This window comes from uncultured Adlercreutzia sp. (genome assembly GCF_958431955.1).
Lineage (GTDB): Bacteria > Actinomycetota > Coriobacteriia > Coriobacteriales > Eggerthellaceae > Adlercreutzia.
The window spans coordinates 1-19,104 of the sequence record NZ_CAUASN010000033.1 but is presented as its reverse complement, the minus strand read 5'-3'; the positions used below and the strand labels follow the sequence as shown (position 1 = coordinate 19,104).

Annotated in this window: 11 protein-coding genes and 2 tRNA genes; 8 read left to right on the top strand and 5 right to left on the bottom strand. The window is 66.7% G+C overall.

Going from position 1 to position 19,104, the window contains the following annotated elements:
- Window positions 1–51 precede the first annotated feature (51 nt).
- Complete coding sequence (locus tag Q5064_RS09245) at window positions 52–1,554, bottom strand: hypothetical protein (protein ID WP_302964094.1); 1,503 nt, start codon at window positions 1,552–1,554, stop codon at window positions 52–54.
- A 13-nt stretch (window positions 1,555–1,567) separates the two neighbouring features.
- Window positions 1,568–1,834: a hypothetical protein gene (locus Q5064_RS09240; protein WP_302964092.1), complete on the bottom strand. Its 267-nt coding sequence runs from the start codon at window positions 1,832–1,834 to the stop codon at window positions 1,568–1,570.
- A gap of 973 nt (window positions 1,835–2,807) precedes the next feature.
- On the opposite strand from Q5064_RS09240, the gene rpoD reads away from it, so the two are divergent.
- From rpoD to sstT, 5 genes are all read left to right on the top strand, one after another.
- A complete protein-coding gene (gene rpoD, locus Q5064_RS09235; RefSeq protein WP_302964106.1) occupies window positions 2,808–3,956 on the top strand; it encodes an RNA polymerase sigma factor RpoD in 1,149 nt (382 codons plus the stop codon).
- A gap of 286 nt (window positions 3,957–4,242) precedes the next feature.
- Window positions 4,243–6,603 (top strand): bifunctional 23S rRNA (guanine(2069)-N(7))-methyltransferase RlmK/23S rRNA (guanine(2445)-N(2))-methyltransferase RlmL, encoded by a 2,361-nt coding sequence (gene rlmKL / locus Q5064_RS09230; RefSeq protein WP_302964090.1) that lies wholly within the window; start codon window positions 4,243–4,245, stop codon window positions 6,601–6,603.
- Between the two features lie 108 nt (window positions 6,604–6,711).
- Window positions 6,712–6,786: transfer RNA gene (locus Q5064_RS09225), tRNA-Asn, on the top strand.
- A 175-nt stretch (window positions 6,787–6,961) separates the two neighbouring features.
- Window positions 6,962–7,047 (top strand) — tRNA-Leu (locus Q5064_RS09220).
- Between the two features lie 81 nt (window positions 7,048–7,128).
- A complete protein-coding gene (sstT, locus tag Q5064_RS09215; protein WP_302964089.1) occupies window positions 7,129–8,388 on the top strand; it encodes a serine/threonine transporter SstT in 1,260 nt (419 codons plus the stop codon).
- Between the two features lie 250 nt (window positions 8,389–8,638).
- Here sstT and Q5064_RS09210 read toward each other — a convergent pair whose 3' ends face one another.
- Window positions 8,639–10,318 carry an MFS transporter gene (locus tag Q5064_RS09210; RefSeq protein ID WP_302964087.1) on the bottom strand — a complete coding sequence of 560 codons (1,680 nt, stop codon included), beginning with the start codon at window positions 10,316–10,318 and terminating at the stop codon, window positions 8,639–8,641.
- A gap of 265 nt (window positions 10,319–10,583) precedes the next feature.
- Between Q5064_RS09210 and Q5064_RS09205 the strand changes: the two genes are divergently transcribed.
- Window positions 10,584–12,467: an HTH domain-containing protein gene (locus Q5064_RS09205; protein WP_302964086.1), complete on the top strand. Its 1,884-nt coding sequence runs from the start codon at window positions 10,584–10,586 to the stop codon at window positions 12,465–12,467.
- A 12-nt stretch (window positions 12,468–12,479) separates the two neighbouring features.
- Here the strand turns inward: Q5064_RS09205 and Q5064_RS09200 are convergent, their stop codons facing one another.
- Complete coding sequence (locus tag Q5064_RS09200; protein ID WP_302964085.1) at window positions 12,480–14,108, bottom strand: amidohydrolase; 1,629 nt, start codon at window positions 14,106–14,108, stop codon at window positions 12,480–12,482.
- A 197-nt stretch (window positions 14,109–14,305) separates the two neighbouring features.
- Window positions 14,306–15,991, bottom strand: coding sequence for an MFS transporter (locus tag Q5064_RS09195; protein WP_302964083.1), 1,686 nt, complete (start codon window positions 15,989–15,991; stop codon window positions 14,306–14,308).
- A gap of 313 nt (window positions 15,992–16,304) precedes the next feature.
- Here Q5064_RS09195 and Q5064_RS09190 point away from each other — a divergent pair, with 313 nt between their 5' ends.
- Both Q5064_RS09190 and Q5064_RS09185 read left to right on the top strand, forming a co-directional pair.
- Window positions 16,305–16,856 (top strand): hypothetical protein, encoded by a 552-nt coding sequence (locus Q5064_RS09190; RefSeq protein ID WP_302964081.1) that lies wholly within the window; start codon window positions 16,305–16,307, stop codon window positions 16,854–16,856.
- A gap of 671 nt (window positions 16,857–17,527) precedes the next feature.
- Window positions 17,528–18,550 (top strand): hypothetical protein, encoded by a 1,023-nt coding sequence (locus Q5064_RS09185; RefSeq protein WP_302964080.1) that lies wholly within the window; start codon window positions 17,528–17,530, stop codon window positions 18,548–18,550.
- Window positions 18,551–19,104: the final 554 nt, after the last annotated feature.

Genomic DNA, 19,104 nt, shown 5'->3' with positions numbered 1-19,104 from the left:
GCCCCGCCCTCTCAGAAAAGTTTGCGCTGTGCGGCTCGCGGACGCCTGGTGCTATTCGATCCCGAGCCAGATATTGTAGGGAAGCGGTGCGTCCTCTACGGGCATTTGAGCCACGATGGCTGCCCAAGGTGAGGCGTTGGAGATCGATTCGTAAGCATACTCGAATTTTGATCCCGCCGCCCGGTACATAAGAAGACGGTCGTTGTCGCCCATTTCCTTATCAACAGTGGTGCGGCCCGAAAAATCCCTATAATACCCCTCATTTAACACAAGAGCAGGGGTGGAGGCGGCTTCGAGGGAACAGCTCCTCTGCCAGTCTCCGTCGGCTTTTGTTATATCAAAGAACTGATCACCGATACTTTGCTCAAAGAAGGAGAGGTTGTTTGCCTGATCATAGGCAAATGTGTAAGAGACCGTTGTGCCATCAGCCGTTGTTTGGGTGACTTGAAGGGGGAGTCCCACACTGCTGGTCTTATCGATGGAGAATTCACTGATCGTTGCGCCGCTCTCGTCAGTTACTGCTCGAGGAAAACCGAGGTCGTCCACCGAGATGTTCACGATTTGGGTGGCACCCGTCTCTTCGAAGACACGCGATGCTGCAACGATGTTGCCCTTCTGGTCCAGCGTGTAGACTGTTGTACTTTCCAGTTGGTTTACGGCGGTGCGAGTTCTCGTCATAGAGACGAGGGCCGAGCAAGAGCGCTCTTCGTTTATGAAAGTCTGCCGTCTCTCCTCCGCCTGCCGCTGCGCCTCTGCTTGCTGCTCTGCGGCTGCTTGACGGTTCTGTTCATCAGCTTGGCGCTGCAGCTCGGGCTGAATGACGAGCTGATTGAGAAGGCATGCGCTTAGCGCCACGAGAGCAATGGCAATTACTGCGATAGCAAGCCGCTTCCGCTTGCCCTCCCTGGCCTTCTCGGCGACCTTCCTTTCCTCGGCCTTGGCGTGCAGATAGGTTTCGTCCTCTAGGTTCTTCAGGGCTTCGCGGTTCATGCCGCAGGCGCAGCAGGTGCTCCGGCCGACGTTAGGCGTGCCGCAGGGGCACACCCACCAGTCCTCGCCCTCCACAATACGGCGGCTGTAGTCGTCGGGATCCTTTCCGAGGTCGACCAAAAGGCGCTTGCGCTCGATGGCCGCGAACTGCTCCAATTCGAGCGGTTCGCCGACGGGGATGGACTTTGCGGCACTGGTAGTGTGCCACGATCCGTTCGGTTGGGATACCGCGATGACCCGGGCGGTCGCGCCCAAAATGTCTGAGCCCGAGAGCAGTACTGGGTCGGGACGGCATGTCTGCCCCGGCTGGATGTCGGCATCTAGGGGTTTCAGATCCACGGTTTCGGTGGTGCCGTCGGCATAGGCCACATCGACTTGCAGCTCGTAGCTGCTTACTATCTCGCTGGAGAGGTTCGACAGCTTCAGCTGCAGAAAGCACTGGCTGGTATCGGTGTTGCGCGACACCTGCACGGCGTTGATGAGCAGCGGACATCCCGGCTCCCATCCTGGTGCGGTGGCCGCATCCTGGTTATCGCTGCGGAATATGACTTTGAAGTTCGCCATGGTTCCCCCCGTTCTAGATGGCGGGCAGTTCGTCGGCCGGATTGGGCGCGGCGGCCTTGGTTGCGACAGTTGCATTGCGATCGGGCAGGGCTGCCGCGTAGAGTCCCAGCACGATGGGTGAGGCGAAAAGGCCGATGAGCCAAAGAGTGGTCGCTCCCTCCTGATGGTGCCCCTTCATCTTCACGACCTCAATGAATGAGTGTATGGCGAGCAGCCATACGCAAAACGCCATAAAGGCAATGACGATCACAGCAAAGATGATGATCAATTCCAGTCCCATTTTCTTCTCCTTTTCCAACGGGCGTTCCCGCGCTCCTCCGCGGTCGCGACAGTACGATATTAAGCGTGAGGAGCGGTATTTTGTTGCGCAACAAAGTGTGTGGGTGACCTGCGATAATGATTACGTCATGGGGGAGCCCTCCCGTGGTTTGTGCCAAGATGGGGAAGCGTTGTCGACGCGCAGTCGCCCAGTTGGGCCGTAGCTGCGGGAGGCGACGCTGGCACGCGTCTGCCCGGCCGGGGCGTAGGTACAGCTGGGGCGATGAGTCGATAGAGGGGCACGGCGGTTCCTCTCGGCAGCGGGCGGATCAGCTGAGCGGAGGACCCATGCAAAGGTAAGGAGGGTATCCGCCACAGTTACCACACTGCGTCGGGGCGCACGAAACACGGCGAACCACCGGACAGGCAGATACCCTCCTTATCAATGGTTCGGCCGCAGATAAGCCCCGTACGCGGGGCATCGGCGACGGGTGCGCATGACCCATCGCGCCGTATTCAGTTGCGAGCGCCTCCCACGAGGGGATCGACGCAGTGTGGTAGCCCGCATTGTACCATCAATCTGCCACGGGGCGCCTTTGTGCCTGAGGTCCCTGCGGCCTATGGTGCCCCATGCCGCCGGGTTCGTCCTGACGCGTTGTCTCGCCGCCGGGTTCGTCCTGGCGCGACGCCTTGTCGCGCTCGCCTCGGGCGTGCCGCCTCGGTCCGGCCGGCGGCCTCTGTGGGGATTCCGCGCATTTTCCCGAATGCTGTAAGATGCGAACTTCTGGCCGCTTTTCTCTTGAAGGCACCTGCGGTTTGTAGTATTCTTCTCTGCTGTATCTCTGCGCCAGAATTGCATTTTCATGCCCAAAATCGGGCGCGGACACCAGAGAAAGGACCTTTCCGTGGCTGATGCTGCCAAGAATCCTGAGAACGACAACGAAGTTGTGGTGACCGAGGACGTCGAGGAGATGGACGACCTGGACGACGACGATATGGACACCGAGGAGCCCCCCGCGAGCGCCGCGAGCGACTCCTCTTCCGACAATCTGACCGAGGACAAGATCGAAGCCGGCATCGATTCCGAGGAGGATCTGCTGGACGGCATCCCCGAGGACGAGCTGAAGGCCACCGTGGAGGCCGCGTCGCTGCCCAAGGTGACGCCGCGCACCCGTGCTCGGGCCCGGGCCAAGCGCAACCCCGACGCCGGCGTGACCATGCTCACGGGCGACCCGGTGCGCATGTACCTGAAGGAGATCGGCAAGGTGCCGCTGCTGACCGCCGCCGAGGAGATCGATCTCGCCATGAAGATCGAGGCCGGCGTGGCCGCCACCGAGGAGCTGGAGAAGGCCGAGGCCGACGGTGTGGAGCTCGAGCGCCGCGAGAAGCGCCGCCTCTCCCGCATCGAGCAGGTGGGCCTGGACGCCAAGCAGCAGCTCATCGAGGCCAACCTGCGCCTCGTGGTTTCCATCGCCAAGCGCTACGTGGGCCGCGGCATGCTGTTCCTCGACCTCATCCAGGAGGGCAACCTCGGCCTCATCCGCGCGGTGGAGAAGTTCGACTACACCAAGGGCTTCAAGTTCTCCACCTACGCCACCTGGTGGATCCGCCAGGCCATCACCCGCGCCATCGCCGACCAGGCCCGCACCATCCGCATTCCCGTGCACATGGTCGAGACCATCAACAAGCTCGTGCGCATCCAGCGCCAGCTTTTGCAGGAGCTCGGCCGCGAGCCAACTCCCGAGGAGATCGGTGAGGAGATGGGACTGACCGCCGAGCGCGTGCGCGAGATCCAGAAGATCTCCCAGGAGCCGGTGAGCCTGGAAACTCCCATCGGCGAGGAGGAGGACTCCCAGCTCGGTGACTTCATCGAGGACGACGCCGCTGTGGTGCCCCCCGACGCCGCGAGCTTCTCCATGCTGCAGGAGCAGCTGGCCAAGGTGCTCGAGGGCCTTGCCGAGCGCGAGCGCAAGGTGATCAGCCTGCGCTTCGGCCTGGAGGACGGCCATCCGCGCACGTTGGAGGAGGTCGGACGCGAGTTCGGCGTCACCCGCGAGCGCATCCGCCAGATCGAGTCCAAGACGCTGGCGAAGCTGAGGCACCCCTCCCGCTCCAGCAAGTTGAAGGACTACCTGGAAGACTAAGCACCCAATCGCTCGCAGCTGCCGGCTGCGGGCGATTCTTATGATGGGCGGCTTCGGCGGGCCGAGATGGGCGGTTTCGGCAAGCCGATTTCATTTTGTGGCCAAAAACAGCCTCGACTGCGCTCCCATCGCGTCGGAATATGCCGTTCTCGGCATATTCCGACGCCTGATCTGCATCGAAACGCCCTTCAGGGCGCCAGATCTCGTCGCAGAGAGGGGTTCCTGCGCGCACTCGAGGTGCTTTTTGGCCATTTTTTCAAAACGACTTTGCATGGAGGAGCGATCCGTGGTTGACGAGAGAGACGCAATCGAGTTCTTCGCGACATGCCCGCCGGGCGTGGAGGGCCTTCTGGCCGACGAGCTGCGAGGCCTCGGGGTGCGCAAGGTGCGGCCGCTGGCCGGCGGCGCAGCCTTCTACGGGAAGCCGGCTGCGGGCTTGCGCGTGTGCCTGTGGTCGCGGCTGGCCGGCCGTGTGAACACGGTGGTGGGCCGCGTGGGCGCCCGCGACGCCGAGGCCTTGTACACCGGGGTGTACGAGCTTGCCTGGGAGGACGAGATCGCGCCCGGCGCCAGTATCGCCGTGCGGGCCCACGGCACCAATGACGAGCTGCGCAACACCCAGTTCACGGCCCTCAAGGTGAAAGACGCCCTGTGCGACCGCCTGGTCGAGGCGCGGGGAAGCCGCCCCGACGTGGATGCAGCGAGCCCCGACGCGCTCATCGAGGTGCGCCTGAAGGGCGCCCGCGCGACGGTGTCGCTGGATTTGTCGGGCCGCTCGCTCTCGCGCCGCAGCTACCTGGACGACCGCGACGGGGCCGATGCCCCCGTGGCCGTGGCCCAGGCCGCGGCGCTTCTGGCCGCGCTCGATGCGGGCGCGCTGCTCAAGGAGGGCTGGGGCCTTATCGATCCGGCTGCCGACGACGGCATCCTCGTGTGCGAGGCGGCGGGGATGCTCGTGGACCAGGCACCCGGTCTCGTGCGCGACCGCTGGGGCTTCTCCGGCTGGGCCTGCACCGACGCCGAGGCGTGGGACGACATGCTCGCCGAGGCCGACGACCGCCTGGAAGCGGGCCTTGAGCGCGTGCTCGGTGCCGAGCGGACGATTCGCGCGGCCTCGGAGGCGCCCGATCAGGAGAGCGTGGTCGTGGTGGGGCTCTCGGAGTCGTCGCCGGCCATCGCGCGCGCCCGCCAGCACCTGCGGGCCGCAGGCCTTCGGGCCGTGGCCAGCGTGGAGGCGGCCGCGGGCGACGCTGCGGCGGCGGTGGAGGAGCGCCTGGCCTGCGCGGTGGCCCGCACGGCGGGGGAGGGCGCGGCGCTCATCGTCGCGAACGCGGCGCCGCCCTCCCGGGACGATGACGCCCGCGCCGTGGCCGAGCAGGCCGCCTGCGTGGCCGCCGCGCGGCGCGCGCCGGCCGGCTCGCGCTTCGGCTTCACGGGTCCTGGCGCGTTCGCGTCGCGCTTCGGCTCGGCGCCGGGCAAGCGGCTTGCCATCGGAGCCGGGCGCACCGAGGCCGTCATCGAGGCCTTCGACGCGCCCCCGCGGGAGCCGGTCGCCATAGCCGTGCCCAACCCCGCCGGGGGCACCGAGCTTTCCGTGGAGGTGAACGACGCCGGCGCGGCCCAGTTCGCCGCCCGCCTGCGCAAGGTGGCCCGCGAGCGTCGTAAGTGGGCCGCGCGCGAGGGCGTGCGCTGCTACCGCCTCTACGACGCCGACCTGCCCGAGTACGCCTGCGCCATCGACCTGTACGAGGGCGCGGCGGAATCCGAGGGCATCCTCTACGCCCACGTGGCCGAGTACGCCGCGCCCAAGTCGGTGGACGAGGCCGTGGCCCGCGCTCGCTTCGAGGACGTGCTCGCCGTGGTGCCCGCAGTGCTCGGCATCCGGCCCGACCACGTCTTCTCCAAGGCGCGCGTGCGGGCCCGCGGCGGCGGCCAGTACCGCGACGCCGGCGGCCGCAGCTACGTGACCCATACGACCGAGGACGGCCTGCTCTGCGAGATCGATCTGGGCGGCTACCTCGATACGGGCATCTTCCTCGACCACCGCCTGACCCGCGAGATGGTGGGGGATATGGCCGAGGGCAAGCGCTTCCTGAACCTGTTCGCCTACACGGGGGTCGCGACCCTGCATGCGGCGGCCGGCGGCGCGGCGTCCACTACCACGGTGGACCTCTCCCAGACCTACCTCGACTGGGCCGGCCGCAACCTGGAGGCCAACGGCTTTCCCGCCGCCCTCGCCTCTGAGCGGGACGGCCGCGGCGGGGCGTCTCGCGGTGGCGCCGGTCGCCGGCCGCGTCACGAGCTCGTGCGCGCCGACGTGGTGCGCTGGATCCAGGAGGCCCGGCGCGAGCGGCGCCAGTGGGACCTTATCTTCGTGGACCCGCCCACGTTCTCGAATTCCAAGGCCATGGGCCGGCGCACGTGGGACGTGCAGCGCGACCACGCCGAGCTGCTCATCGGCGTCTCTCGTCTGCTCGCGCCCGAGGGCGTGGCGGTGTTCTCGTGCAACCTGCGCACCTTCAAGCCCGACGCCGAGACGCTGGCGCGCGCGGGCGTGCAGATCGAGGACATCACGGCGAGCACCATTCCGCACGACTTCGAGCGCAACCCCCGCATCCACCACTGCTACCTGGTGCGGCGCGCGTAAGGGTGCCGCACGAAGCCGATTTTGCATCCGGGCAAAAAAGTTCTTGCAAACCCGTGGTGCTTCGGTATAATTCTATCTTGCGCTGAGGGCGAGAAGCCCCGCCGACATTCCTCGGTAGCTCAACGGCAGAGCATTCGGCTGTTAACCGAAGGGTTGTAGGTTCGAATCCTACCCGGGGAGCCAGAAACTTGCAGAACCCGCTTCGGCGGGTTCTTTCTTTTCTCGTGGCCGTCTGCGGCTCCGCAGGCGCCCATGGGCACGCCTGGGGAACCGATCGGCCATTGACCCGCTGTCAGCGGCGCATCTTTGCTATTATTACCTGACGTGGCGCGGAACTTCTCGCCACAAGTTCGGATGTGCGGGCGTGGCGGAATTGGCAGACGCGCCAGATTTAGGTTCTGGTGGGCAACCCCCGTGAAGGTTCAAGTCCTTTCGCCCGCACCACCTCTTGTGCCGTGCGGCATCCGGCCCGCGCGGTTGGCACGCGGCGCTTTCGGGCGGCGCGCGAGGAAAAGGAGAATCACCTTGGCAGTTCCCGCAGTTTTGAAGAAGTACAACGAGGTCAGCCTTATCAAGCGCATCCTCGTTGGCCTCGTGATCGGCGTTATCCTCGCCCTGATCATCCCCGGCAACGACGTCATCACCCTGCTCGGCTCGCTCTTCGTGGGCGCCCTGAAGGCCGTGGCGCCGGTGCTCGTGTTCTTCCTGGTCATCAGCGCGCTGTGCAACGCCCAGGGCGCCGGCACCATGAAGACTGTTATCGTCCTGTACGTCGTCAGCACCTTCGTGGCGGCTATCGTGGCCCTCATCGGCAGCGAGATCTTCCCCTCGAGCCTCACGCTGGACACCTCGTCCATGGTGGAGCAGGCTGCGCCCGAGGGCATCGGCGAGGTGCTCACCACGCTGCTCATGAACGTGGTGGCCAACCCGGTGGACGCCCTCATGAACGCGAACTACGTGGGCATCCTGGCCTGGGCCGTGGTGCTCGGCATCGCCCTGCGCGCGGCGAGCGACCGCACCAAGGAGCTGTTCACCAACATCTCCGACGCCGTGTCCAAGGCGGTGCGCTGGGTCATCAACCTCGCGCCCTTTGGCATCCTGGGTCTCGTGTACACCTCAGTGAGCACCTCCGGCCTGGAGATCTTCACCGAGTACGGCCACCTCATCCTGGTGCTCGTGGCCTGCATGCTCGTCATCGCCCTGGTGACCAACCCGCTCATCGTGTGGGTGTGCACGCGCCACAACCCCTATCCGCTCGTGCTGCGCTGCTTGAAGGACTCGGGCCTCACGGCGTTCTTCACCCGCAGCTCGGCCGCCAACATCCCGGTGAACATGGAGCTGTGCCGCAAGCTCGGCCTGAACAAGGACAACTACTCGGTGTCCATCCCGCTGGGCGCCACCATCAACATGGCCGGCGCGGCTGTCACCATCACGGTGATGACCATGGCCGCCTGCCAGACCATCAACCTGGCAGTGGATCCGGTCACGGCCGTCATCCTGTGCGTGCTGGCCTCCATCTCCGCTTGCGGCGCGTCGGGCGTGGCCGGCGGATCGCTTCTGCTCATTCCCATGTGCTGCGCGCTGTTCGGCATCAACAACGACATCGCCATGCAGGTGGTGGGCATCGGCTTCATCATCGGTGTGATCCAGGACTCCTGCGAGACCGGCCTGAACTCGTCCTCCGACGTGGTGTTCACCGCGACGGCCGAGTACCGCCAGCTCATCAAGGAGGGCAAGGAAGTGCACCTCGGCCAGGACGCCTTCTCGGCCGACGAGCTCGACTAGCCTGCCGACGACATATCGTCCGAACCCAAGGGAACCCGCCTCGGCGGGTTCCCTTTTTTGCGGATAGGAGATGGGGAAGGGGAGGGGAAGGCACCGGCTCTGTTCGAGCGGCTTCTCCGTCCGTGCTGCTCATCTTGTGCGCAATAGGCAGCGAGCGAGCGCGAGGATCCTGTCTTACTAGGCACGGTCGCCTCATCCCGACGCTCGCGCGGTCTTGCCAGAGGGTGCGGGCCCTTCTCTTTTGTGGGGGTTAGGCGCGGGCGGCGCTGTCGGCTCGCTTGGCCTTCTGGGAGCTTCCGGCCGATTTCGGTTTCTTGGGAACGGCGGTCTCCACGAGGTTGCGGGTGGTGAGCAGGCTTAAGAGCACCACGCAGCCGAGGGCGCCGAAGGTGAGGCGCATGGCGTTGGACTGTGCCGCCGACTTCGCTTCCACGAGCTTGGCGGCCTGATCCGCATCGGCCCCCCACTGGCCGGTGAGCGCGTCGAAGGCGTCGTCGGACATGAGGGTGGAGGCCTGGTCGGTGGCGGCGGCCATGAGATCGTGCTGCACGCCGCCCTCGGTGGCGAGCGTCGTGAACCCGCCGGCCATGGTGAGCAGAAGGCACGTGCCCGCAAGCGCCGTGCCGAGCGCGAGTCCGATGCTGCGGGCCGCGCCCTGGATACCGCCGGACTGCTCGGCCTCCTCGCGGTTCACCGAGCAGGCCACGGCGTTGTTGGCCTGGGAGTTCACCGCGCCCACTCCGAAGCCGCCGAGGGCCATTCCTAAGAACAGCGGGAGCGTGACCCCGTGCTGCTGGACGCCGAGGGCCATCAGCGCGCAGGCGCAGGCGAGGGCGATAAAGCCGACGCGGATGATGAGCCGCGAGGACAGGTGCGGCGCGAGCTTCGGCAGGAAGGTGGCCAGAAGGAACATGGGAATGCCCGAGAGCAGCGAGAGAAGGCCCGTCTGCAGGGCCGTGAACCCGGTGACGAGCTGCAGGTAGGGCGTGGCCAGGATGCCCACGGCGCCCATGTAGAAGAACGGCACGAACACGGCGGCCAGGCCGGCGCGCACGCCCTTGGAGGTGACGAAGGCCGTGGGGATGAGCGGGTTGCCCCGGCGCTCGGCGCGGCGCTCGGTGGGCACGAGCAGGCCGAGCAGCAGAAGGCCCACCACGATGGCCGGCAGGGTGGGCGCCATGCCGAACACGGTGAAGGGGCACAGCTTCTGCGGGGCGAGGATGCCCCAGTCCGACAGGTGCGACACGCCGAGCAGGGCGAGCCCCAGGCCGAGGGCGGCCACGGCGGTGCCGGCCACGTCGAAGCGGGCGTGCTTCCCGGCCGGCGGGGTGGCCGGCACGAGCCGCGTGCAGCAGAGCACGATGGCGAAGTAAACGGTCATGATGGCGAAGGTGAGGCGGAAGCCGGCCTGGTCCATCACCGCACCCAAGGCCAGAGGCGACAGGGTGGAAAGCGCCGCGGCGCCGGCGATGGTGCCGAAGGCGATGGCCCGCTGGCGTCCCTGGTACAGCGCGGCCACAAGCCCCAGCACCGCCGGGGTGACAAGGCACGCGCCGAGGGCCATGACGACGCGGCCGCCCCAGGTGAACACCGCGATGTTGGGGGATAGCGCGGCGATGAGCTCGCCGATAAGCGCCATGGCCAGTCCCGTCGCCAGTCCCCGGCGCAGGCCGATGGTCACGCCGATGAGGCCGCCGGCGATCATGAAGGCCCCGGCGATGAGCGAGAACAGGGCCGTGGCCACCTGGATGTCGTCGAGGGTGGCGCCGAGGGACCCCACGAGGCTCGCCGTGGCCAGGTTCATGGCCGCGCCGTCGCTCGAGGTGCCGATCTGGGCCAAGGCCAGCACGGCCAGGGGCACGTAGGATGCTTTGGATGCGGTGGGGGACTGCTGCTCGGCGCGGCCGGCAGAAAGAACCGTAGTCGCCATGGTGAACCTCTCGACGGGCTGGCCGGCGCACGCCGGCCGATCTTGCGAAGTATTCCGATCAGTAATTGTCCCGCAGCTGCGCGGGCGCGCGAGGCGGGCCCGAGGATTCTCTTCCAACTGTTGCCGTCTTGCCACGGGACTGTGGCCCTCGCGCGCTCTGTGCGGCGCTACACTGGTTTCGATGAGCGAATCGCTCGTCGGTTCGCGCCTTTCCGGGCGCGGGACGGTCTCGGGTTAGCGAGCGGCGAAACGGAGGTGGGCAACGGTGAACAGCCGACAGGGGGCGCTCTTGCGGGCCCTTCTGAACGCCAGCGACTACCAGACCGCCGGCGAGCTCGGAAGTCAGCTGGGGTGCTCGGATCGCACGGTGCGCACCGATGTGAAGGCCCTGAACGCCCTGCTCGCCCACGAGGGGCTCTCCTCTCGGGTGGCGCGCCAGCGCGGGGCGGGCTTGCGCCTGGCCGTGGCCGCCGGCGAGCAGGACCGCATCGTGCGCCTGCTCGGCGAGGCGGAGGCCGAGATGCATCCGCGCTACGAGCGCCTCTGCCAGGAGATGCTCGCCCTCACCTGCCAGCCCGGACCGCACACCGCCGATCTGCTCGCGCGGCGCATGTTCCGCAACAAGCAGCAGATCCAGGCCGATCTGCGGTGGTGGCAGGGGGTGCTCAAGATGAACGGGCTGTCCCTGTCGGCCGGGCGGACCCTCGCCGTCGAGGGGCCCGAGTGGACCATCCGCGGCTTCATCATGTCCATGCTCTTCTCGTTTCCCGCCCCGGCCGTGCGCCGCCGCATCATGCCGTCGCTCGTGGGCGCGCTCGACCCCTACGACCGCCAGTTCCTCGCCCGCTGCATCGGCGAGATGCAGCGCGACCTCGGCTTCGAGTTCTCCAGCAACGCCCAGTGGCAGTTCGAGGTGTACTTGTGCATCATGATCACGCGCATCAAGCTCGGCCACGGCCTGGACGTCTGGCGCGACAGCGGCGCGCCGGGACCGTTCTTCGCCTACCTGCAGAAGCGCCTCGCGCGCCACTTCTCCCTTGAGGTGAGCGATGCCGAGATGGGGCTGCTGCGCGACATGGCCAGCTGCTGCACGTGGCAGTGGAGCCTGGCCGCCATGGAGGCCTACGAGCCGACCGAGGGTGCCCGCGCGATGGTGGATGACATCGCCGCCGCCCTCGCGGCCGCCTTCGGGGCGCCGGTGCCCGACGAGATGCGCAAACCTCTGGCCATCCTCCTGGAGAGCGGGCTTGCGCGCCGCAGCTGCGGGCTGGTGGCCCCCAACCCCAACGAGGAGCTGGTGAAGTACGAGTCCATGGACGGGGCGTGCCTCATCGCCTCCGTGCTCGCCGCGGTGCCCTCGCTGCGCCAAGCCGACCTGTTCGCCCCCGACTTCGCGCGACTGGTGCTCGTGCTGCTCGACTATTTGGAGCAGGCCGGCGCCCTGCGCTGCTACCGGGTGGGGCTCGTGGTGAACTGCGGCATCGATCTGGCCCTGTGGGGCGCCCACCGCATCGAGAAGCTGTCGAGCCGCCTTAAGGTGGTCGACGTGCTGACGGAAAACGAGGTGGCCGCCGCCGCGGCCGGGCCCCGCTCGTCGTTGGCCGAGCGCTTCGACTTCCTCGTGTCCTTCGAGCCGCTCGATGTGAGGTTCCCGAGCGTGACCATCTCGCCGAGTGTGAGCCGGGCCGACATCGACCATATCATCGCCTCGGTGCCGCTGTGGCGGCGGGGCCGGGAGGTACGCGCGGCCTGGGAGCAGGCGAACCTTCCCGCCGCGCCTTCGCCGGAGGGGCTCGTGGCGGCCCTGCACGGGCGCCTGGCCGCCGACGAGCTCATCGATCTGGCGCCCGACGACTTCGCGTGGCTCGTCTGGACGCTCTCGGTCATGCGCGACCGCACCCTCGTGCTCGCCTGGTGCGGCCAAGGCGTGCGCAAGACCGGCATCCGCATCTTCCGCATCGTCCCGGAAGGCGACGGCGGGGAAGTGGGCCGGTGCACCATGGCCGCCGTGCTGCTGGTGGCCCCCTCCGAGCGCGGGGACCTCACGCCGCTCACCCAGAGCTTCAAACGCATGGTGGAGGACTGTGCCGACACCTCCGGGTCGATGAGCGACGACAGCTTCTTCTCCTACTTCCCCGAGCCTGACTAGGGGGCGGCTACCTTACTTCTCGGCGCGCTCGTAGAGCACGTCGCCCTCCTTCACCGTGGCGAGCACCTTGATGTCGCGGATCTCGCGCGGGTCCACGGCGAGCGGGTTGCGGTCGAGCACGGCCAGATCGGCCAGCTTGCCCACCTCGAGCGTGCCCTTCAAATCCTCCTCGCCGTACTGGTAGGCGCCGTTCGCGGTAATGGCGCGCAGGGCCTCGTAGGGGGTGATCTTCTGGTCCTCGTCCAGCTGGGCGCCGGCCTTGGTGACGCGGTTCACGGCGCACCAGGCGGCTTCCAGCAGATTCGGGCGCAGCACCGGCGTGTCGGTGTGCAGCGTGAAGGGCAGACCCGCCCGCAGGGCGTCGCCGCAAGCGCTCACGCGGCCGCCGCGCACGGGGCCGAGGTTGCGCAGGTGCGCGTCGCCCCAGTACCAGATGTGCGAGGAGAAGATCGAGGGGATCATGCCGATCTCGGCCATTTTCTCGTACTGGTCGGTGCGCGCGGTCTGGGCGTGGATCATCACCGGGCGCAGGGCCATCTTGTCCGGGTTATCCGAGGCGTCGCGGGCGGCCTCGTACACGCGCAGCAGCTGGTCGGCCGCCGCATCGCCGTTGCAGTGGCATAGAAGCTGATGGTTGGAATCGACGGCCAGCCTCGCGAAGGCGATGGCGTCCTCGTCGGTCATGGTGCTGTAGGCCACCCAGTCGCGCTCGCCGTCGGGGCCCTCCACGTAGGGCTCGGTCATCCAGGCGGTGAGTCCCTGGGGCGAGCCGTCGAGGAACATCTTCAGGCCGCCGAAGCGGAAGTGGCCGTGGTAGTCCTGGCTGTCGTACTCGGGATTGGCGGCGAGCGTGGCCATCACGTCGGATCCCCACATGGGGTAGGAGACGATGTCCATCTTCAGAAGCCCCGCCTTCGCGAGCGACACGAGCACGCCGGCCATGTCGGGGGCGGTGGCGCCGTCCTGGCAGGTGGTCACGCCGTGCTCCAGGTAGATGCGCTGCATGGCGGGCACCATGGCGGCGAAGTCCAGGCCGAGTCGCGGCGTGGTCACCGCGTAGAAGGGGTTCATGGCCGCCGGCTCCTCGGCATAGCCGTCCAAGTCGCCCGTGCCGTTCAGGCGTCCGTAGCGGCCGCCCTCGGGGTCGGGGGTCGTCGGCGTGATGCCGGCCAGCTTCAGCAGACAGTCGTTGGCCACGCCCATATGGTTCGACACGTGGGTGATGAGCACCGGCGTGTCCTCGGACACGGCGTTTAAAACCGACTTGTCGGGGTGGCGCTGCTCGATCAGGTTGTTCTGGTCGTAGCCGTTGCCCATGATGACCCCATCGGGCCCGATGTTGTTCTCGGCGGCGAATGTCGCGAGCGTCTCGGTGATCTCGGCGAAGGAGGTGCACTCGGACAGGTCGGCGTACAGGAGGTACTGCAGCGCGCCGGTGAAGTGGCTGTGCGGGTCGATGAGCCCGGGCACCACGGCGGCGCCGTGCAGATCCACTTCCTCGGCGCCGTCGGCGCGCTCGCGCAGGTCGTCGAGGGTTCCGATGGCGGCGATGCGGCCGTCGTCGCCCACGAGCAGGGCCTCGCCGGTGTCGACGTCGTCGACCATGGTGACGAAGGTGGCGTTGGTAAAGAGCCGTTTCATGGTCTTCCTTTCAGAGTAAGCGGGTAGGTTGATTGCTTCGGGGCGCGGGGCCGGGCCGGCCGCGCCTTGCGGCCCATGACGGCCACCCGGGCGGCCCGCAGTCTGCCCGGCCCCGGCACAAGAGAAGGGGGCGGGTGCACTCCCACCCCCTTCGAAACAAGATGTGTGCGGAATCGGTTACGCGGTTGCGGCAGTCGCTACATCTCGCGGTCGACCACCGGCTCGTAGGGCAGTTCGCCGGCAGTTTCCTCGACGATGCTCTCCTCCTTGCCGCCCTCTTCCTTCTTGAAGATGGTGATCCAGCGCGTGGACAGCAGGCCGAGCAGGATCAGCACGGCGGCCACCACGTAGGAGGTGATGGTGGACTGGATGCGGGCGTCCGAGTTCAGCTGTACCAGCTCGGCGCGCTGCGCGTCGTCCATGGGGATGTCGGCGATGGTGGCCTCGAACTGCGCGTCGCCCATGAGCGAGATGTTGCGCTCGGCCACGGCTTGCTGCACCTCGGGGGTGATGATGGGGCTTTCGGCCATGGCGTTGTCGATGTTGGCGGTGATGCCGAACAGGAGCACCGCGCCGATGGCGGCCACGCCGATGGCCTGGCCGACGTTGCGCATGGTGGTCTGGATGCCGCCGGACTGGGAAGCGTCGCGCTCGTTCACGGCCAGGGCCACGATGTTGTTGGCCTGGGCGGACACGATACCGGCGCCGGCGCCGGCCACGGCCAGGCCGACCCACATGAGGCCGTTGACCTCAGAGCCGTGCAGCGAGAGGGCCATGGGGATGAAGGCGCAGGCCATCACGATGTAGCCGAGCTGGATGACGTGGCGCGGGTTGGCGTTCGGCATGAACTTCGGGATGCCGAGCGAGAAGATGAAGGTGGGGATGCCCACGGCCAGCGCCATGACGCCCATGAGCACCGGCGACCAGCCGGCCACCAGCTGCAGGTAGGGCGAGAGCAGAATGGCCTGGACGCCCATGAAGAAGAAGGTGATGGCGCTCGCCACGAGGCCGGCGCGCACCTGCGGGGTCTTCAGGAAGGACTGGGGCAAAAGCGCGATGCCGTTCTTCTCCTCCACGCGCTTCTCCACCGGCACCAGGATGACCAGCAGGATCAGGCCGAGCACAGCCATGGGCAGCGCGGGCGAGATGCCGAAGATGGTGAAGGGGCACTCGGCGAAGGGCTCGATGAGGCCCCAGGCGGAGATGCGGGAGAGGCCGACGAGGAACAGGAACAGGCCCACGGCGGCGATGCCGGTGCCGAGCCCGTCGAACTTCAGCTTCTCAGCGGGCTTCTCGATGGCCGGCAGCTTGAAGGACAGCAGCAGCACCAGGGCGAAGTACACGGCCAGCACGCCGAAGGTGACGCGGAAGCCGCCGAACTGCATCACGATGCCGAGAATGAGCGGCAGGAAGGCCGACAGACCCGATGCGGCGCCGATGCAGCCGAAGGCCAGCACGCGGTTCTTCCCATGGTAGATGAAGGGGATAAGTCCCAGCACCGACGGGATCATGAAGCTGGCGCCGAAACCGACGAGGATGCGGCCGCCCCAGATGAACACGGTCATGTTCGGCGACAGCGCCATGACCAGCTCGCCCGCGGCGCACAGGATGGCGCCCAAGCGGAAGTTGGTGCGCCAGCCGATGATGGTGCCCACGAGGCCGCCGGCCACCATGAAGGCGCCCGCCATCAGCGAGTACACCATGTTCGCCAGCTGGATGTCGGGGGTGGTGGCCCCCAGGACGTCGACGAGCTGCTGATTGGCGAGGCCGAGCGCGCCGTTGTCGCCCGATGTTCCCATCTGCGCCAGAATCAACACGATAATGGGCAGTACCAGGAACTTCTCCACACCCCCCTCGGGATGCGTCGCTTTGCTCTTCGCCATTGTATCCTCCTTAAATCTTGGATGGGATGTTGCATACACGGGTAAGGGTAGGTCGGGGATGCGGCCCCCGTAACCCGGCGGCGACCATTGTAGGGAGATTGCTTCCGTTCCGACTGTGAAACGTTTTCCGCAGCAACGGAAAGAGTTCATGCGGGAAAAGAGAACACCGGTTCCTATAATGCTCGACGGTCAAACGCCGCCCGGTCGCCGACCTCGCGAGGATGCGGGGCGGGCCGGCTGCAAGAAGCCCGCGGGGAGCTCCCGCGGAGCGAGATGAAGCAGAGCTTGTATAAAGAAGAAAGGAACGCTCGCTATGGCAAAGTCCTCCAAGGCCCCCAAGTCCTTCAAGTCCTACGCGCTGAACAAGTGCCTCATCGGCTACGGCGTGGTGAACGGCATCATCAACGCCGCCATCTTCGCGGGGCTGCACGCCTCGGCCGAGGGCGCCATGTTCGATCTGGCCGCCGTCGTGCACGATCTGTCGTTTACCGGCGTGCTCCTGGGCATGCTGCTGTTCATCTGCGTGGTGCCGCTCACCCGCATGGATCTGAAGCACGGCAAGTTCGCCGTTCCCGCCTCTGGCGAGGGCGCTTTCCCGCTCGTGTCGGGCTCATACGCTGTGTCGCTTCTGGTCGTGGGCGCTATCGCCGCCGTGGCCATGACCGGCGCCGGCGCGCTGCTCGGCCTGGCCCTGCCTGCCGGTGGTGCCACGGTGACCGGCATGATGTTCCTCAAGGGCATCGTCTGCGCCTTCGGCGGCGCGGTGGCCGGCTACTTCACCATCAGCTACGTGGTGCGCGCCCAGCAGAAGGCCGACGCCGTGGCCGCCGCCATGGCCGCCCGCACCGCCGAGCTGGCCGCCTAGATTCGGTGCGCCCGACGCCCGCGGCTCTCGCTGCCGCACGGTAAGCGCATCGCAAAGGCCGCGGAATTGCCCGCGGCCTTTTCCCTATGGGGCGAAGACGGGCCAGGGGGGGGATCGCTCTGCGGGTCTGCGTGCTTTGCGCGCGGCGGTTTCCTCGTCTTTTGGCTTGGAAATCACGCTTTTGTTACCACTTGCGTCCAAAAAACGCCCAAAAAGGAAGCCTGGGATAACCTCGACCTGGTAAAACTCCGATGTTGCTTTCAGGGTTGAGCTTGGAAGCAGCGGAATCGGTAACAAAAGCGTGATTTCCAAGCCAAATGAAGCGAAATTTGTTTCGCGGACTCTCCTGCTACGTCCGCCAAACGGCATCGCCAACCTCAGGGGCCGCCTGGTAGCCTACTGCGTTCGCCGGACGGCATCGTCTGCTCCAGCGGCGCCTGGCGCCTGCTACGTCCGCAGGACGACGTCGCCAGCCTCAGCAGTCGCCCGGTGCCTGTTGCGCCGGGCATCCGCCCCGTCTCGCCTCGTTTCAACGATGGAAGCGGGCGGCCGGCCGGTTGGCGCGCCGGCCGCCAACCGATAGATGACCGAGCCGCGCATCGCAGAGGAGCATTGATGGAGGCACCCTGCGACCGCCCCCTTTCGCGGTTTTCGCGATACACTGTGCCGCCATGAGAATCTTCCTGCACGGCATATCGTCCCTGTCCTACTGGCTGGCGGCTTACGAGCGGCCCGGCTCGTCGGGCCGCGTGGGGCCTGCCGCGCTGCGGGACTGCGACCCCACCGAGCGCTCGATTGCCTATCTGCGCGACGCGTTCCCTCAGATTCCCGGGCCGTACCACGTGCTCGTGGCGACGCGGTGCCGCCGGGCCGCGGAGGGGGCCGTCACGCACACGTCCTCGTTCTCCTATTCCGAGAGGCCGTTCTGCCGCGTGGGCGATGGCGTGTACACATCGTGCCCCGAGCTCTGCTTCGTGCAGCTGGCGTGCTCCCTCGACGTCCATGACCTCGTGAAAGTCGGCGATGCGTTGTGCGGAACGTTCGTGATCGACCCGCTCCAGCGTCACGGCCTGGGAACGCGGCGCCCTCTTACGACGGCCCGGCGCATCGAGGGCTTCCTCGCGCGCAATCCGGGGCTTGCGGGCGCCAAGGCCGCTCGGGCCGCCCTCAAGTTCGTGAGCGATCGGTCGGCCTCGCCGCCGGAGTCGTTTCTCCGCATGGTGCTGGGCCTGCCGTACCGTCTGGGCGGCTATCAGCTCGACGGCATGCGGGCCAATGAGCGCATCAAGCCGAGCCGGAGGGCGCGGGCCATTGCCCGTCGCGAGACGCTCGTGCCCGATCTGTACGCGGCATCGGCGCGCCTCGCCATCGAGTACGACTCGAATGCCGAGCATATGACGGCGCGCCAGATCGGCCGCGATGCCTCCAAGCGGCTCGCGCTGGAGGCCGACGGCTTCAAGGTCATCACCGTGACGAGGGCGCAGCTCGCCGACCGGGGGCATATGCACCGCGTCGCCACAGAGGCGGCCCGGCGCATGGGGCGTCGCGTCCGCCCGCAGAGCAAGCGCTTCTCCTGCCAAAATCGGGCGCTGTTCCGCGCCGGATGGTCGCTGAGGGCTTATCACCGCGCCGAGTGGCTTGCCGGCCTCGCCGATGGAGCGGTACCGGCCAGCGCGGACGAGCGGCGCATCTGAGCGAGCCGTATATTTGAGCGATCAGCGCGTCCGGGCGTGCGGCGCATTTGGGCGAGTTGCATGCTCTGGCACACGGTGCGCTTGAGCGGGTTGCATGTCAGGGTGTGCGGTGTGCTTGAGCAGGCTGCACGTCAGTGCGCTGAACAAACTGCACATTAGGGCGTGCGGCGTACTTGCGTGATCCTTTTTCCCTCCGAAATGGCTTGGAAATCACGCTTTTGTTACCGACTCCATGGTTTTCGGATCTCAACTTAAAAGTGGTATTGGAGTTTATGCAGGTCGTGGTTAACCATACCTATCTTTTTGAGCGGAAGTGGTAACAAAAGCGTCGTTTTCAAGCCAATCCACACCGAATTATGTTCGGAAACTTCGCTGCGGGCTGATGGGTGCCCGGTGTCGTGCGAACGAGGTCATGCAGCCGGGCGTTTCGGGGCAAGTCGGAGAAGGGAGCCTCGGAAAGAAGAGAGAAAGGAGTTTCGACGGGGGAAGGAGCCTCGAGAAGGAGGGGGAAGGAGCTTCGGGAGGAAGGGGGAGGGGGTCACGGAGGATAGGGA

Excerpts from the sequence above, each read along its gene's own strand:
- Q5064_RS09195 (WP_302964083.1), bottom strand. The coding sequence starts at position 15,991 with ATGGCGAAGAGCAAAGCGACGCATCCCGAGGGGGGTGTGGAGAAGTTC.
- Q5064_RS09190 (WP_302964081.1), top strand. The coding sequence starts at position 16,305 with ATGGCAAAGTCCTCCAAGGCCCCCAAGTCCTTCAAGTCCTACGCGCTG.
- rpoD (WP_302964106.1), top strand. The coding sequence starts at position 2,808 with ATGGACACCGAGGAGCCCCCCGCGAGCGCCGCGAGCGACTCCTCTTCC.
- Q5064_RS09240 (WP_302964092.1), bottom strand. The coding sequence starts at position 1,834 with ATGGGACTGGAATTGATCATCATCTTTGCTGTGATCGTCATTGCCTTT.
- Q5064_RS09200 (WP_302964085.1), bottom strand. The coding sequence starts at position 14,108 with ATGAAACGGCTCTTTACCAACGCCACCTTCGTCACCATGGTCGACGAC.
- Q5064_RS09245 (WP_302964094.1), bottom strand. The coding sequence starts at position 1,554 with ATGGCGAACTTCAAAGTCATATTCCGCAGCGATAACCAGGATGCGGCC.
- Q5064_RS09210 (WP_302964087.1), bottom strand. The coding sequence starts at position 10,318 with ATGGCGACTACGGTTCTTTCTGCCGGCCGCGCCGAGCAGCAGTCCCCC.
- Q5064_RS09185 (WP_302964080.1), top strand. The coding sequence starts at position 17,528 with ATGAGAATCTTCCTGCACGGCATATCGTCCCTGTCCTACTGGCTGGCG.